The organism is Oxalicibacterium flavum (assembly GCF_014635065.1).
GTDB classification, from domain to species: Bacteria; Pseudomonadota; Gammaproteobacteria; order Burkholderiales; family Burkholderiaceae_D; genus Oxalicibacterium; species Oxalicibacterium flavum.
In genome coordinates, this window is the sequence record NZ_BMCG01000001.1 from 299756 (window position 1) to 314225 (window position 14470).

The 14470-nt window shown below is 61.2% G+C and carries 15 protein-coding genes; 5 read left to right on the forward strand and 10 right to left on the reverse strand.

The window, feature by feature from the left end; genetic code table 11:
- The first annotated feature begins 35 nt into the window (after positions 1-35).
- The 3 genes from IEV38_RS01390 to mltB are packed head-to-tail and all read left to right on the forward strand — an operon-like array spanning position 36 to position 4095.
- On the forward strand, positions 36-938 hold the full coding sequence (locus tag IEV38_RS01390; protein ID WP_229728494.1) for a DUF58 domain-containing protein: 903 nt from the start codon (positions 36-38) through the stop codon (positions 936-938).
- Positions 935-2962, forward strand: a complete 2028-nt coding sequence (locus IEV38_RS01395) for a transglutaminase TgpA family protein (protein WP_188394378.1) — start codon at positions 935-937, stop codon at positions 2960-2962. Before IEV38_RS01390 ends, IEV38_RS01395 begins: the two co-directional genes overlap by 4 nt.
- Positions 2959-4095, forward strand: a complete 1137-nt coding sequence (gene mltB / locus IEV38_RS01400) for a lytic murein transglycosylase B (protein WP_188394379.1) — start codon at positions 2959-2961, stop codon at positions 4093-4095. Before IEV38_RS01395 ends, mltB begins: the two co-directional genes overlap by 4 nt.
- A 7-nt stretch (positions 4096-4102) precedes the next feature.
- On the opposite strand, the gene IEV38_RS01405 is transcribed toward mltB, so the two are convergent.
- The gene (locus tag IEV38_RS01405) at positions 4103-4657 is read right to left on the reverse strand and encodes a YaeQ family protein (protein ID WP_188394380.1); all 555 of its coding nucleotides are present in this window, start codon (positions 4655-4657) and stop codon (positions 4103-4105) included.
- A gap of 115 nt (positions 4658-4772) precedes the next feature.
- Here IEV38_RS01405 and IEV38_RS01410 point away from each other — a divergent pair, with 115 nt between their 5' ends.
- Both IEV38_RS01410 and IEV38_RS01415 read left to right on the forward strand, forming a co-directional pair.
- Positions 4773-5360: a DUF1415 domain-containing protein gene (locus IEV38_RS01410; protein WP_188394381.1), complete on the forward strand. Its 588-nt coding sequence runs from the start codon at positions 4773-4775 to the stop codon at positions 5358-5360.
- 343 nt (positions 5361-5703) lie between these two features.
- A complete protein-coding gene (locus IEV38_RS01415) occupies positions 5704-6060 on the forward strand; it encodes a hypothetical protein (protein WP_188394382.1) in 357 nt (118 codons plus the stop codon).
- A gap of 15 nt (positions 6061-6075) precedes the next feature.
- Here IEV38_RS01415 and cysM read toward each other — a convergent pair whose 3' ends face one another.
- From cysM to IEV38_RS01460, 9 genes are all read right to left on the reverse strand, one after another.
- Complete coding sequence (gene cysM / locus IEV38_RS01420) at positions 6076-6978, reverse strand: cysteine synthase CysM (protein WP_188394383.1); 903 nt, start codon at positions 6976-6978, stop codon at positions 6076-6078.
- A 158-nt stretch (positions 6979-7136) separates the two neighbouring features.
- Positions 7137-7481 carry a ComEA family DNA-binding protein gene (locus IEV38_RS01425; protein ID WP_188394384.1) on the reverse strand — a complete coding sequence of 115 codons (345 nt, stop codon included), beginning with the start codon at positions 7479-7481 and terminating at the stop codon, positions 7137-7139.
- Between the two features lie 141 nt (positions 7482-7622).
- Positions 7623-8798 (reverse strand): lipopolysaccharide assembly protein LapB, encoded by a 1176-nt coding sequence (gene lapB / locus IEV38_RS01430; RefSeq protein ID WP_188394385.1) that lies wholly within the window; start codon positions 8796-8798, stop codon positions 7623-7625.
- Between the two features lie 46 nt (positions 8799-8844).
- Complete coding sequence (locus IEV38_RS01435) at positions 8845-9159, reverse strand: LapA family protein (protein ID WP_188394386.1); 315 nt, start codon at positions 9157-9159, stop codon at positions 8845-8847.
- A 122-nt stretch (positions 9160-9281) separates the two neighbouring features.
- Positions 9282-9587 (reverse strand): integration host factor subunit beta, encoded by a 306-nt coding sequence (locus IEV38_RS01440; RefSeq protein ID WP_188394387.1) that lies wholly within the window; start codon positions 9585-9587, stop codon positions 9282-9284.
- Positions 9588-9598: 11 nt separating this feature from the next.
- Positions 9599-11314, reverse strand: a complete 1716-nt coding sequence (gene rpsA / locus IEV38_RS01445; protein WP_188394388.1) for a 30S ribosomal protein S1 — start codon at positions 11312-11314, stop codon at positions 9599-9601.
- A 135-nt stretch (positions 11315-11449) separates the two neighbouring features.
- The gene (cmk, locus tag IEV38_RS01450) at positions 11450-12127 is read right to left on the reverse strand and encodes a (d)CMP kinase (protein WP_188394389.1); all 678 of its coding nucleotides are present in this window, start codon (positions 12125-12127) and stop codon (positions 11450-11452) included.
- A 76-nt stretch (positions 12128-12203) separates the two neighbouring features.
- Positions 12204-13529, reverse strand: coding sequence for a 3-phosphoshikimate 1-carboxyvinyltransferase (aroA, locus tag IEV38_RS01455; RefSeq protein WP_188394390.1), 1326 nt, complete (start codon positions 13527-13529; stop codon positions 12204-12206).
- A complete protein-coding gene (locus tag IEV38_RS01460; RefSeq protein ID WP_188394391.1) occupies positions 13526-14425 on the reverse strand; it encodes a prephenate dehydrogenase in 900 nt (299 codons plus the stop codon). The genes aroA and IEV38_RS01460 overlap by 4 nt, the downstream gene beginning before the upstream one ends.
- Positions 14426-14470 lie beyond the last annotated feature (45 nt).

The window sequence follows — 14470 nt, forward strand, 5'->3', positions numbered from 1 at the left end:
TGTTTCGTAAGCGTACTACAGAAGCGGGAGAAGTCTTGCTGACCCGGCAACGCGTCTTCATCGTGCCGACCCGTGCCGGGCTGATCTATGGCGTCATGCTGATCGTGCTGTTCCTGTGTTCGATCAATTACAGTCTGAGTCTCGGCTTTGCGCTGACCTTTCTGCTGACGGCCTGCGCCGTGGTGGACATGGTCCTCACCTGGCGCAACCTCGTGCAACTGAGCCTGTCGGCCGGCCGCACCCAGTCCGTCTTTGCCAGCGAAGTCGCGCGGTTTCCGCTACATCTTCACAACCGGCGGCAACAGGATCGCCACGCGTTGCACATCGGTTTTACGGATGACGCTCTGCCCGAACTCGAACAGGCGGTCGACGTCACCGGTCACGCCAGCGCCACTGTCATGCTCGGCCTGCGCACGCAGACGCGCGGCTGGCGCGCCGCACCGCGCATCCGCTTGCGCACCAGTTTTCCGCTGGGGTTGTTCCGTGCCTGGAGCTACTGGCAGCCGGATGCCCGCGTGCTGGTCTATCCGATGCCCGAAGCCGGCGAACCGCCGCTGCCGCTGGATACGGGTGGCAGCGAAGCCGGACAGGGCATGGCCGGCAACGACGACTTTGCCGGCATTCGCGCATGGCAGGCCGGCGATTCGATGCGTCACATGGCATGGCGCCAGATCGCACGCAATGCAGATGGCGCATTGGTCACCAAGCAGTTCGAGGGCGGCACGACCGGCCTGCTGGTGCTGGATTATGCGCAACTGCCGGACCACCTGGATACCGAACAAAAGCTGTCGCGCATGACGCGCTGGGTTCTGATGGCCGAATCGCTGGGCGCGCCCTACGGCTTCGTGCTCGGCAATACGAGGCTGCCGGCGGATACAGGACCCGGTCATCTCGCCGCCTGCCTGCAGGCGCTTGCCCTGTACGGACACCGCGCATGAATGCCTTTACCAAGTTCTCGCAGGCGCTGCGCCCCGGTAGTCGTCTGCGCAGCTTCGTCATCTCGCGCGACAAGAGCGATACCCTGCTGCTCCTGTTTGCCTGCGTGCTGGTGCTGGCGCCGCACAGCCTGCAGCTGCCAGGCTGGATCGGCGCCACGGCCACCGTTCTGCTTGCATGGCGCGGCTGGATCACCTTTCGCGGCAACCGCATGCCGTCGCGCTGGCTGCTGTTGCCGCTCGCGCTCGCCGCCATGGGCGGCATCTATCTGGAATTCCGTACCTTTTTCGGACAGGAGGCCGGCGTCGCCACGCTGGTGCTGCTGCTGACCTTCAAGCTGCTCGAAATGCGCGCCAGACGCGATCTGTTCGCCGTCGTGTTTCTCGCCTTCTTCCTGCTGCTGGCGCGCTTCCTTGCATCGCAGACGATTGCCGATGCGGCGCTGACCATCGTCAGCGTCGTCGTACTGATGACGGCACAGTTGTCGTTCCAATATACGGGCGCGGTCCCGCCATTGCGCAAGCGCCTGCGTTTCAGCGCCACGATCGTCGCCCTGGCCGTACCGTTAACGATCGTCCTGTTCGTTCTCTTTCCGCGCGTGCAGGGTCCGCTGTGGGCCATGCCGGGCCAGACGCACAGCGCGCGCAGCGGCCTGTCGGACAGCATGTCGCCCGGCAACATCTCGCAACTCGCGCTGTCGGACGAGATCGCGTTCCGCGCAAAATTCGTCGGCGACGCACCGCCGCAGCACGCCTTGTACTGGCGCGGCATCATGCTCGACGCCTACGATGGCAAGACCTGGCGGCGCGATTCGCGTCCACATGGCCATGCCGATCACAGCGAACACCACGGCCCCGCCGTGCGCTACCAGATCACACAGGAAGCGAGTCGCCAGCCTTGGCTGTTCGCACTGGAACTGCCGGCCATGGCGCCGCAGCTTGACGGCAACCCCGTGCACCTGACGTCCGATCTTCAGCTCGCCACCGCGCGCCCCGTCAACGAACGCATCCGCTACGACATAGTGTCGTATCCGGCCGCCGTGCTGCAAGACCATGCCCGCGCCGAATCGATGGACGGCTGGCGGCAACTGCCGGCCAACCGTCATCCACGCACACTGGCACTCGCAGCATCCATCCGCGCGCAGCATGCCGACGACGCGGCAAGGATCACGGCCGTGCTGTCGATGTTCCGTACCCAACCCTTCCGTTACACGCTGCAACCGCCGCTGCTGGAAGGCGACGGCGTCGATGCGTTTCTGTTCGATACGCGTGCCGGTTTCTGCGAGCACTACGCCGGCGCCTTCGCGGTGCTGATGCGCGCCATGGGTATTCCGGCGCGCATCGTGACTGGCTACCAGGGCGGACAACTGAACCCGGCCGACGGCTTCATGACCATCCGCCAATCAGATGCGCATGCCTGGGCCGAGGCATGGCTGCCGGCACGCGGCTGGATACGCGTCGATCCCACCGCCGCGGTCGCGCCCGAGCGCATCGAACGCAGCGCCGCGAGCGTGCCGCGCTCAACGCCGGTACTGGGTGGACTCGTCAATCTGGAGGTCGGACCGGATTCCTGGTTGCACGGCCTGCGCTTCCGCTGGGAGGCGCTCAACAATGGCTGGAACCAGTGGGTGCTCGACTACACGCCGGCACGGCAAAAGAGTTTGCTCCGCGCACTGGGCTTCGATAACATCGACTGGAAGACGATGACCGTGCTGGCGGCGCTGATCGGCGGACTGACGGTGTTGCTGACAATCATGTTTGTGAGCAGCGGCAGGCAGCCGGCCGATCCGGTGGACAGACTGTACGCGGCGTTCTGCAAGCGCATCGCGCGTCGCGGTTATCCGCGGCACACGCATGAAGGACCGGACGCCTATGCCCGCCGCCTGCTTACGGACTCACGTCTCGACGAGAATGAACTTCTTGCCGCGCAAACCTTTCTGAACCTGTATGCGGAATATCGTTACGGTTACGACCGGCCGTCTTCCACCAGAACAACACTACAATCGCTGCTGAAACGAATTCGATGACATTTTCTCCGCTTGCCCGTCCCCTTCTTCCTCTCCTGAGCCTTTCCTCGATCCTGCTGCTGGCCGCCTGCGCTTCCACCACCGAAGCCAGCCGCAACAACGCCGTCGAACCGCCTACCGCCAAAGCGGCTCCGACGCCATCGCCTGCCGCGACGGTCACCCCGGTGCAGGGCGACGAGTTCGCCAACTTCGCGCAATGGAAAGAGGTCGATGTTTTCATCGACGAGATGGTCGCCAAGCACGGTTTTGAGCGCCGCCAGTTGCAGGCCACGCTCAACAAGACCCACTACGTTGACCGCGCCATCCAGTTGATGAAACCCGCGCCGCCCGGCAAGCCCAAGAACTGGGCCGCCTACCGCGCGCGCTTCGTCGAGCCGGTGCGCATCAAGGCCGGCACCGCCTTCTGGAGCAAATATGCAGGCGCGCTGCGCCGTGCCGAATCGCAATACGGCGTACCGGCCGAGATCATCGTCGCCATCATTGGCGTGGAAACGGTCTATGGCCGCAACACCGGCAACTTCCGCGTGATGGATGCGATCACGACGCTGGCCTTCTCGTACCCGGATACGCCGAACCGCACGGCGCGCATGGCCTATTTCCGTGGCGAACTGGAAAACACGCTGCTGTTCGCGCGCGACGAGAAGATCGATCCGTTCTCGCTGCTCGGCTCGTATGCAGGCGCGATCGGCTGGCCGCAGTTCATGCCGGGCAGCATTCGCAAGTACGCGGTGGATTTCGATGGCGACGGCCACATCGATCTGCGCAATTCGCCGGTCGATGCGATCGGCAGCGTCGCGCATTTCCTGGTCGAGCACGGCTGGCAGCGCGGCGAACCGATCGCCTTTCCCGCCAAGGCCGATTCCGCGCGTGGCGAATGGCAGCGTTTCCTCAATCAGGGGCTGGAAGCGAAATACAGCCTGCAGGAACTGCAGGCAGCCGGCGTGACGCCGACCGTGGCGGCACCGGCCAACATGCCGTATGGACTGGTGGATCTGCAGAATGGCGAGGCGCCGACCGAATACTGGCTGGGCGCCGCCAACTTCTTCGCCATCACGCAATACAACCGCAGCTTCTTCTACGCCATGTCGGTCAACGAACTCGGCAAGGCGCTGCGCACGGCACGCAACTTCTGATGGAATCTCAGCGCTGGGCGGTCGCCGGCGCCTTCAACGTATCGAGGGAAACCGGGACCGATTCAGCCGCGGCGGTAATCCACGCCTGGGCATCCTGAATCGTGCATTGCAGCTGCATCGTGCGTTGCGCCAGCCGTCCCAGCGCCTGGCTGGTCTCGGCAGGCACCTGATAAACCTCCAGATTCCGGGCGCGCTCCACGCGCGAGCCGATCTGCGACCACCAGATGTGACTGGTCGCGCTGTAGCTATAGATCACGACGCGCTCGGCGCGGCCGCACGCCTTCATGATGCGCTTGTCGTCGGGCTGGCCGACCTCTATCCACAGATCGATGGCACCGGTCAGATCCTTCTGCCACAGATCCGGTTCGTCATCCGCACTCAGCCCCTTGCCGAAGCTCAATGCCGGATCGGCATGCAGGGCAAATGCCAGCACGCGCATCATCATGCGTTCGTCGGTTTCGGATGGATGACGCGCGAGCGTCAATGCGTGCGTATCGTAGTAATGCCGGTCCATGTCGGCAATCTGCAGATCGGCTTTGAAGATGGTGGATTTGAGCGCCATATGCCAGAGAGAAAATGAATGCGCTCGCAAGGATAGCCTATCCGCCTTCGGCACACGAGGTTTTCACGCATTGCACGGGATCAAGGTGCACAGGACGCCGCATTACAATACGGACATGAAAACGGATTCATCTTCGCCGCAGCAAGCGGCTTCGCACGCAGAAATCATCGACGCCACCCGCATCTGGCTGGAGCGTGCCGTGATCGGCCTCAATCTCTGCCCGTTCGCCAAAGCGGTCCACGTCAAACAGCAGATACGCTATGTCGTCAGCGAGGCCGCCGATACGGACGGACTGCTCGCGGAACTCGATCGCGAACTGGCGCTGCTCCAGACGACCGATCCTGCCGGGACAGACACCACGCTGCTAATCCTGCCAACCCTGTTGCAGGACTTTCTCGACTACAACGATTTTCTCGATCTTGCAGACCTGCAAATAGATGCAGCCGGCTTGCGGGGCGAGCTTCAGATCGCCAGTTTCCACCCCGACTATCAGTTTGCGGGGACCAATCCGGATGCCATTGAAAACTTTACCAACCGCTCGCCCTATCCCATCCTGCATCTGCTGCGCGAAGCCAGCATCGATCGTGCCGTCGCAGCCTTTCCGGAAGCGGAAGATATTTTTGAAAGGAATATCGACACACTGCGCACACTGGGTCACGCAGGCTGGCATGCGCTGATGCAGGCGCCGCCAGGGGAAAATTAATCCTGCGCGACATCTTGCAATAACGCAAAACCCCCATAAATTAGGTAAGCGATAACACGTAAAATAGCGGGAGTAAAGTCAGTTGTTTATTTGCAACTTTTACATTGAAAAGTTTGCATCAAGGAACTTTGAAAGGTAAAAAGGGCTCAAAATAGTTACAAAAAAGCACATCGGCAGAATTGCTTTTCAGGAATGGGTTGCTATATTGGTTGCAGGGAGTTAATTTTTTGACCATGCTGAAAAAGTTTGCAACTTTACTATGTGACAAGACTCCAATTTCAGCTCACGATGAATCAAAGCAAGATTGCTTTCCATCCTTCCTTGAATTTTTAACCGAAAAGATATGACTACTATGGATACTCAGACCACAAGTAACCGATTAGCCGATCAAGTCAACTACGATCCGAACCATCTGCTTGATTCGCTGATTGAAAAACTGCACCTGAAAAACGATGCCGCACTGTCGCGCGCGCTGGAAGTCGCACCGCCGGTCATCAGCAAGATTCGCCATCGCCGCCTGCCGGTCGGCGCTTCGCTGCTGATCCGCATGCACGAAGTCAGCGATCTCAGCATCCGCGACCTGCGTATCCTGATGGGCGATCGCCGCGACAAATTCCGCATCAGCGACAAGCAGTTTAAACCCAAGGAACCGATCGCCTCTGCGCAACCATCCCAGGAACAGCAGCCGCAAAACAGCTAAGAGGCGCGCGCGGGCTTATGCCGGGAACACCCCGGTAGACAGATACCGATCGCCGCGATCGCAGACAATGAATGCGATCGTGGCGTTTTCCACTGTCTGCGAGATACGCATCGCCACTTCGCACGCACCAGCAGCGGAAATCCCGCAGAAAATCCCTTCCTCGATTGCCATCCGGCGCGCCATCTGCTCGGCTACGGCCTGGCTCACGTATTCCAGTTGATCGACGCGGTTCGCGTCATAGATTTTCGGCAGATAGGCTTCCGGCCACTTGCGAATGCCCGGGATCTGCGAGCCTTCATCGGGCTGCACGCCGATGATCTTGATGTCCGGGTTCTTTTCCTTCAGATATTGCGACACGCCGATAATGGTGCCGGTCGTCCCCATCGCGCTGATGAAATGCGTGATGGTGCCGCCGGTATCGCGCCACAGTTCGGGACCCGTGGTCTCGTAATGCGCGCGCGGATTATCGGGGTTGGCGAACTGGTCGAGGATGATGCCCTCGCCGTTCTGCTCCATCTGCTGCGCCAAATCGCGCGCATATTCCATGCCGCCGGTCTTGGGCGTCAGCACGATGCGCGCACCGTAGGCGGCCATCGCCTGGCGCCGTTCTTCGCTCAGATTTTCCGGCATCAGCAGGATCATCTTGTAGCCGCGCATGGCGGCGGCCATTGCCAGCGCAATGCCGGTATTGCCGCTGGTCGCCTCGATCAGCGTATCCCCGGGCTTGATCTCACCCCGCGCCTCGGCATGCTTGATCATCGACAGCGCCGGCCTGTCCTTGACCGACCCCGCAGGATTGTTGCCCTCGAGCTTGCCCAGGATGATGTTGTTGCGGCGCGCGTTCTCTTCGCCGTTGATGCGCTTGAGTTGCACCAGCGGCGTGTTGCCAATGGTGTCTTCGATCGTCAGATATTGCATGAGAGGACGTGATGTCTTGTTATACGTAAGACAGACATTTTAATCGACGTCGGCATTGTTCGTATCGTGCGTGTTTGCTCGCGCCGGACGCAAAAAAGGCCTCGACTGGCGAGGCCTTGTGCATCGGTCGCATGGCTGTCAGAAAGCCGATGGCGACATCATTGTTTCGCGACATCCTTCCCGGCCTGCGGCGCGACGCCCGGCTTCTTCTGCGCCACAGGCTTGGCCGCTGCCGGCTTGGAAGCGCCGTTGACCGTCAAGCCGGCCTCGGAGAACTTGTCCGAACTCTTGTCGCCGATTCCCTTGACCCGCGTCTGCAGATCGTTCCAGTCCTTGAACTGGCCTTTCTTGCGCTCTTCCAGAATCGCGCGCGACATGGTCGGGCCGATACCCTTGATACTATCCAGCGCCGCCTGATCGGCCTTGTTGACATCGACACTGGCAAATGCCAGATTCATGGCCGCCAGGGTACCCACTACCGCAAACAGAATTTTCTTGAACATGCTGACTCCCTTGGTTTGGTTGAAAACAGAAAGCTAGGCAACGGATCATGCCGGATAGGTGGGATCCGTGGTGCACTATAACCAAGGGATTGTCGGCCTTGCACTCCCTCATTCTTGGTATTTTGGGGAGGTGCGCATGTCTCAGTTCATGACGTTCAACTCTTCGGTACGCCGCGGCGGGTAAGTTTCCCACTTGCTGCAGCCCGGGCATTGCCAGTAGTACTGGCGCGCCTTGAAGCCGCAATGGCCGCACTGATAGCGCGCCAGCTTCTGCGTGTAGCCGTGCACGAGATTCTTGACCATCGAGAGTTCGGAACGCGTTTCGGGTGGCGCATCCATCAGGCGCGCCTCCAGCAGCTTGTCCAGTCCGAGCAAGGTCGGCGTGCGGCGCAGCTCGTCGCTGACCATCTGATTGGCGGCATCGACACCTTCCAGTTCGAGCACGGCCTTGAACACGACTTCCAGCAGATCGATCGAGGATGCCTCAGACAGATAAAACTTGAGAAGCTTGACGCCTTCCTGCGGACGACCGACGGCGCGATAGCCGTCCATCAGACGCTGCGCCACCAGCGCCACGTGCGGTACGCTCTGCTGCTCGACACGACGCCAGCTCAGCAAGGCCGCTTCGACATCGCCCTTGGCCAACAGCGCGTCGCCCATCATGATGGTGGCGCGCACATTGGTGCGGTCGGTCGCCAGCGCCTTGTCGAGCAGCGCAATCGCCGCATCGTTGTCGCTGCGTACCAGTTCATCCTGCGCCAGTTCGCAATAGAACTGCGCGATCTCGGTCTGGCGGCCGCCGGCACCCGATTCCTGCAGCGCCAATGCCGCCGTGATGGCGCGGTTCCATTCCTTTTCACGCTGGTAGATTTCGAGCAGCGCGCGGCGCGCCTGGGCGCCGTAGGAACTGTCGGCCAACTGATGAAAGGTTTCCTCGGCGCGGTCCAGCAGGCCGGCATTCAGGTAATCCTGGCCGAGTTCGTACTGCGCATGCACTTTCTGCTCGGGCGGCAAGTCGGGACGCGCCAGCAGATTGCTGTGGACCCGGATCGCTCGTTCTGTCTCGCCGCGGCGGCGGAACAGGTTGCCGAGCGCGAAATGCAGTTCGACGGTTTCCGGATCGAGCTTGACGATCTCGATGAAGGCGTCGATCGCCTTGTCAGGCTGTTCGTTGAGGAGAAAATTGAGGCCCTTGAAATAGCCGCGCGGCAGCGTGCGCGATTCGGACACCAGTTGCTTGATATCGACGCGCGCGGCAATCCAGCCCAGCGTGAAGAAGGCGGGAATGGCGAGCAGCCACCAGGTTTCAAATTCCATGCAATGTCATTCAGAGAAATAATCAGGAAAGCCGTGCGCATTCGCATCAGTAGCGCACGATGCCGTCGGGTTGCGGCGGCTGCGAACGCGCCAGCGCGTCGTTCTGTGCGGCCTCCTCCATCGTCACGATGGTCTTGCGATGGCGTGCCGCCTCATTGCGATAGCGGAACACGGTCGGGACCATGGCCAGCACGCCCAGCGCGGCACCACCTGCAAAAAACCCGAGCAGGAGCAGCACCAGCGGACCGCGCAGTTCATACCCCATGAAGAACTGCAGTGCGACCTCCTGCGTGTTCTTCAATGCAAAACCGAAAAACACCAGGAAAAGAATGGCAGCGAGAATACGGAAGACGATTTTCATGAGCGGCTTTCTTTCAGGGCGAAGACAAACGGCGTGCAATCGGCAGGCGGCGATAATGCCGAAATTGTACGTGAAAAAAAACGGCATCCGAAGATGCCGTTCATTATTTCATTGCAAACAACTCAGTCTTCGATGATCGGCTGCCCGACCATCGCGTCCACCCGCTCGCGCAACTGCTTGCCGGGCTTGAAGTGCGGCACCCGCTTTTCCGGGACCATCACCTTGTCGCCCGACTTCGGGTTGCGACCTATGCGCGGCGGACGGCTGTTCAGCGCAAAACTGCCGAACCCGCGGATCTCGATGCGCTGCCCGCTCGCCAGGGCGTCGGACATCGCGTCGAGGATCGTTTTGACCGCGTAATCCGCATCCTTGGCTACCAGTTGCGGATAACGCTCGGCCAGACGGGCAATCAGCTCCGACTTGGTCATTGACGATGAGCTTAGTTCTTGTTGTCGAGCTTGGCCTTGAGCAGTGCGCCGAGGCTGGTCGTGCCGGAAGCCGCATTGGCGTCAGCCGACATCTTCTGCATGGCTTCCTGCGTTTCGACATTGTCCTTGGCCTTGATCGACAACTGGATGCCGCGTGCCTTGCGATCGACGTTGATGACCATCGCTTCGACGGTATCGCCGACCTTCAGGTGCGTACCGGCATCTTCGACGCGATCGCGCGAGATTTCGGAAGCACGCAGATAGCCTTCGACTTCATCCGACAGTTGAATCACGGCGCCCTTCGGCTCGACCGACTTGACCGTGCCGGTAACCAGCGCGCCCTTGTCGTTCATTGCAGCGTAGTTGTTGAACGGATCGCCTTCGAGCTGCTTGACGCCCAGCGAAACGCGCTCGCGTTCGACGTCGATCGCCAGCACGATGGCTTCCAGTTCGTCGCCCTTCTTGAACTTGCGCACGGCTTCTTCGCCGGCTTCGGTCCACGACAGGTCGGACAGGTGAACCAGGCCGTCGATGTTGCCGGCCAGGCCGATGAACACGCCGAAGTCGGTGATCGACTTGATCGCGCCACGCACCTTGTCGCCCTTCTTGTGGTTGACCGCGAAGTCGTCCCAAGGGTTGGCCTTGCACTGCTTCATGCCGAGGCTGATGCGACGACGCTCTTCGTCGATTTCCAGAACCATGACTTCGACTTCGTCGCCCAGCTGGACAACCTTGTTCGGTGCCACGTTCTTGTTGGTCCAGTCCATTTCGGAGACGTGCACCAGACCTTCGATGCCTTGCTCGACTTCCACGAATGCACCGTAGTCGGTCAGGTTGGTGACCTTGCCGAACAGGCGGGTGCCTTGCGGGTAGCGACGCGACAGACCGGTCCACGGATCGTCGCCCAGTTGCTTGACGCCCAGCGAAACGCGGTTCTTCTCTTGATCGTACTTGAGGACCTTGGCGGTGATTTCCTGGCCGACCGACAGCACTTCCGAAGGATGACGCACACGACGCCATGCGAGGTCGGTGATGTGCAGCAGACCGTCGATGCCGCCCAGATCCACGAATGCACCGTAGTCGGTGATGTTCTTGACGACGCCGTTGACGATGGTGCCTTCCTTCAGCGTTTCCATCAGCTTGGCGCGTTCCTCGCCCATCGAAGCCTCGATGACGGCGCGGCGCGACAGCACGACGTTGTTGCGCTTGCGATCGAGCTTGATGACCTTGAATTCGAGCGTCTTGCCTTCGAACGGGGTGGTGTCCTTGACCGGACGAGTGTCAACCAGCGAACCCGGCAGGAAGGCACGGATGCCGTTGGTCAGAACGGTCAGGCCGCCCTTGACCTTGCCGTTGACGGTGCCAGTGACGATCTCGCCGGACTCCATCGCTTTTTCGAGCGAGAGCCACGATGCGAGGCGCTTGGCCTTGTCGCGCGACAGGATGGTGTCGCCAAAACCGTTTTCGAGCGATTCGATGGCGACCGAGACGTAGTCGCCGATGTTGACTTCGAGTTCGCCATTGTCGTTCTTGAATTCATCGATAGGGATGAAGGCTTCGGATTTCAGGCCGGCGTTCACGATCACGAAGTTGTGGTCGATGCGGACGACTTCGGCGGAAATCACTTCGCCCGAACGCATGTCCTGACGCGACAGCGATTCTTCGAACAGGGCGGCAAAACTTTCCATGCCAACAGGATTTTCTTGGGAGCTAACAGCAGTAGACATAAATGTGAAGAGATTGACCTGGACTCGCGTTTTTCGATCGACTCAAGCCACAAGTGCGATCGGTCGAATCTAGGGTTAGGTTTTTCAACATCCGCGAAGCTTTGCGCTTTCACGGACACCGGATACTTCAATAGATCAAGCGGACTTCCTTACAGCGGCATACCAGCCAAGCACCTGTTCCACCGCCTGATTCACGGTCAGATTGGAGGTATCCAGCAAATACGCGCCTTCGGCCGGCCTCAACGGGGCGACTGCCCGATTCGCATCGCGCGCGTCACGTTCGTTCAAATCCTTGAGAAGGTCGTTGATATTAGCAGAAAATCCCTTGTCTATCAATTGCTTATAGCGTCTTTCCGCCCTCGCCTCGGCACTTGCCGTCAAAAACACCTTGAGACAGGCGTCGGGGAAGATCACGGTGCCCATGTCGCGGCCGTCGGCGATCAGGCCCGGTGCCTGGCGGAAACGCAACTGCAGGTCAACCAGCGCGCGCCGCACGGCCGGCAAGGCGGCGATTTTCGATGCCGCATTGCCAACTTCCTCGGCGCGGATATCCGTCGATACGTCGACATCATCCAGCAGGACGTTGCCATCACGGAAACTCGGGCGCATGCCGGCCGCGGTCTGCGCCAGCGCCGGCTCGTCATCCAGCGCTACCCTGGCGCGCAGCGCGGACAGCGCCGTCAGACGGTACAGCGCGCCCGAATCCAGGTAATGGAAATGCAGGGCCTCGGCCACGCGTTGCGCGACCGTGCCCTTGCCGGAAGCGGTAGGCCCGTCGATCGTGATGACCGGAATCGAATCTGCAGAAGTCATGGCGAAGCAATCAGGAAAACGATGAAGTAAAGCGATGAATATACGCGTGCCGGCCGTCTTGCCGCCGGCACTGCGTTCAGAACAGGCTGTCTTCGGTCACCTTGGCGAAGGCGTCGAAATAGTCGGGGAAGGTCTTGGCCACGCACTGCGGATCGTTGATGCGGATGAGATTGCCGCGCCGCGCCGCGCCATCCAGCGTCGCCAGCGAAAAGCACATCGCCATGCGGTGGTCGTCATAGGTGTCGATGGCGGCCGTGCCGATTTCCGCCGGCGGCGTCACGCGCAGGTAGTCCTCCCCTTCTTCCACGATGGCGCCGAGCTTGCGCAGCTCCTTCGCCATCGCCGCGATGCGGTCGGTCTCCTTGACGCGCCAGCTGCCGATGTTGCGCAGCGTGCTCGGGCCGTCGGCATAGAGCGCGGCGACCGCGATCGTCATCGCCGCGTCCGGGATGTGGTTGAAGTCGGCATCGATCGCCTGCAGCACGCCGTTGGACTGCGCCTCTATCCAGTTGTCGCCGAGCGTGACGGTTGCGCCCATCTGCCGCAGCGAGTCAACGAAGCGCACGTCGCCCTGGATGCTGTCGCGGCCGACGCCTTCCACCCGCACCGGCCCACCGGCAATCGCACCTGCCGCCAGGAAATACGACGCAGACGACGCATCGCCCTCGACGTGGATGGTGCCGGGACTGCGGTAGCGCTGACCGGTGCGCACCGTAAAGGATTGCCAGCCGTCGCGCTCGACCGTCACACCGAAGCGCTGCATCAGATTCAGCGTGATCTCGATGTACGGCTTGGAAATCAGTTCGCCGATCACTTCGATCACCACGTCTTCCTCGCGCGCCATCAAGGGCGCAGCCATCAGCAGCGAGGTCAGGAACTGGCTCGACACATTGCCGCGCACCTTCAGACGTTCGGCGCGCAGCAGTCCGCGCTGGATATGCAAAGGTGGAAAGCCCGGCTCACCCGTGTATTCGATGCGCGCGCCGATCGCGTTGAGTGCGTCAACCAGATCGCCGATCGGCCGCTCGTGCATGCGCGACACGCCATGCAGCGTGTAGTCGCCGCCGAGTACCGCCAGCGCCGCCGTCAGCGGACGGATCGCGGTGCCGGCGTTGCCCATGAACAGATCGGCATGGTGCACCGGGATAACGCCGTCGATGCCGTGCACGATGTAGTCCTGCGACTCGCCGATCTGTTCCCACCGGATGCCGAGCTTCTGCAGCGCCATCAGCATCACGTGCGTATCGTCGGATGCCAGCAGGTCCTTGATGTGGGTCGTGCCTTCGGCCAGTGCGGCCAGCAGCAGCGTGCGATTGGAAATGCTCTTGGAGCCCGGCAGGCGCACCGTGCCCTTGGCGTGCATGGCCGGCTGCAGATCCAGATGATGCGGGTAACGTTTCATGCGTCGCGATCCTGTTCAGGCGGAGTTTCCGCTTTCTCGATATTCTGCAGCCAGGCATGGCGTGCGCGCTGTGCGTTAGCGAACATCGCCTCGAGCGTGGCGCCATCCCTTGCGGCCAGCGCATCGCGCATTGCCGCGATCTGGCGCATATAGGCATCCAGTTCGTCGAGGATTGCCGACTGGTTCGACAGCGCGATATCGCGCCACATCTCGGGCGACGAACCGGCAATCCGCGTGAAATCGCGGAAACCGCTGGCCGCATAGCGAAACAGTTGATCGGCGTTGTCGCGCCCGGCACATTCGTCAACCAGCGCGAATGCCAGCAGATGCGGCAGATGGCTGACCGCGGCAAACACCGCATCGTGCTCCTGCGCGCTCATGGCATGCACCACCGCGCCGCACTGCTGCCACGCGCGCTCGACCCGCGCCACATGCTCGGCGCGATTCTGCGGCAACGGCGTCAGCACGACCTTTTTCCCCACGTACAGATCGGCGCTCGCCGCATCCGGTCCGGTCGTCTCGCGTCCGGCGATCGGATGACCGGGAACGAACTGCGCAATCTTGTCGCCAAGCATGCGCTGCGCCACCGCAATCACTTCGCCCTTGATGCTGCCGGCATCGGTCACCACCGTTTGCGGCTGCAGCCACGGTTCGATGGCGGCAAGAATGGCTTCGGTCTGCGCGACCGGTGCCGCCAGCAATACCAGATCGGCATCGCGCAGCGCATCCTCGACGGATTCGGCCACCGTATCGATCAACCCGAGTTCTCTCGCACGCAGCAGGGAGGCGGCACCGCGCCCGACGCCGACCACGTCGCGTACCGCGCCGGCCTCGCGCAAGGCAGCGGCGAACGAACCGCCGATCAGGCCAACACCGAAAATGACGATCTTATTCAACACGGCAGGTCCGTAATCGCTTGGAAAAGATGAAGATGGAAAGCA

What these genes read in the sequence shown, in the direction of transcription:
- IEV38_RS01415 (WP_188394382.1), top strand. Translation starts at nt 5,704, where the DNA reads ATGACTACTATGGATACTCAGACCACAAGTAACCGATTAGCCGATCAA.
- cmk (WP_188394389.1), bottom strand. Translation starts at nt 12,127, where the DNA reads ATGACTTCTGCAGATTCGATTCCGGTCATCACGATCGACGGGCCTACC.
- IEV38_RS01435 (WP_188394386.1), bottom strand. Translation starts at nt 9,159, where the DNA reads ATGAAAATCGTCTTCCGTATTCTCGCTGCCATTCTTTTCCTGGTGTTT.
- IEV38_RS01425 (WP_188394384.1), bottom strand. Translation starts at nt 7,481, where the DNA reads ATGTTCAAGAAAATTCTGTTTGCGGTAGTGGGTACCCTGGCGGCCATG.
- aroA (WP_188394390.1), bottom strand. Translation starts at nt 13,529, where the DNA reads ATGAAACGTTACCCGCATCATCTGGATCTGCAGCCGGCCATGCACGCC.
- rpsA (WP_188394388.1), bottom strand. Translation starts at nt 11,314, where the DNA reads ATGTCTACTGCTGTTAGCTCCCAAGAAAATCCTGTTGGCATGGAAAGT.
- cysM (WP_188394383.1), bottom strand. Translation starts at nt 6,978, where the DNA reads ATGCAATATCTGACGATCGAAGACACCATTGGCAACACGCCGCTGGTG.
- IEV38_RS01395 (WP_188394378.1), top strand. Translation starts at nt 935, where the DNA reads ATGAATGCCTTTACCAAGTTCTCGCAGGCGCTGCGCCCCGGTAGTCGT.
- IEV38_RS01405 (WP_188394380.1), bottom strand. Translation starts at nt 4,657, where the DNA reads ATGGCGCTCAAATCCACCATCTTCAAAGCCGATCTGCAGATTGCCGAC.
- IEV38_RS01410 (WP_188394381.1), top strand. Translation starts at nt 4,773, where the DNA reads ATGAAAACGGATTCATCTTCGCCGCAGCAAGCGGCTTCGCACGCAGAA.
- IEV38_RS01440 (WP_188394387.1), bottom strand. Translation starts at nt 9,587, where the DNA reads ATGACCAAGTCGGAGCTGATTGCCCGTCTGGCCGAGCGTTATCCGCAA.
- mltB (WP_188394379.1), top strand. Translation starts at nt 2,959, where the DNA reads ATGACATTTTCTCCGCTTGCCCGTCCCCTTCTTCCTCTCCTGAGCCTT.
- lapB (WP_188394385.1), bottom strand. Translation starts at nt 8,798, where the DNA reads ATGGAATTTGAAACCTGGTGGCTGCTCGCCATTCCCGCCTTCTTCACG.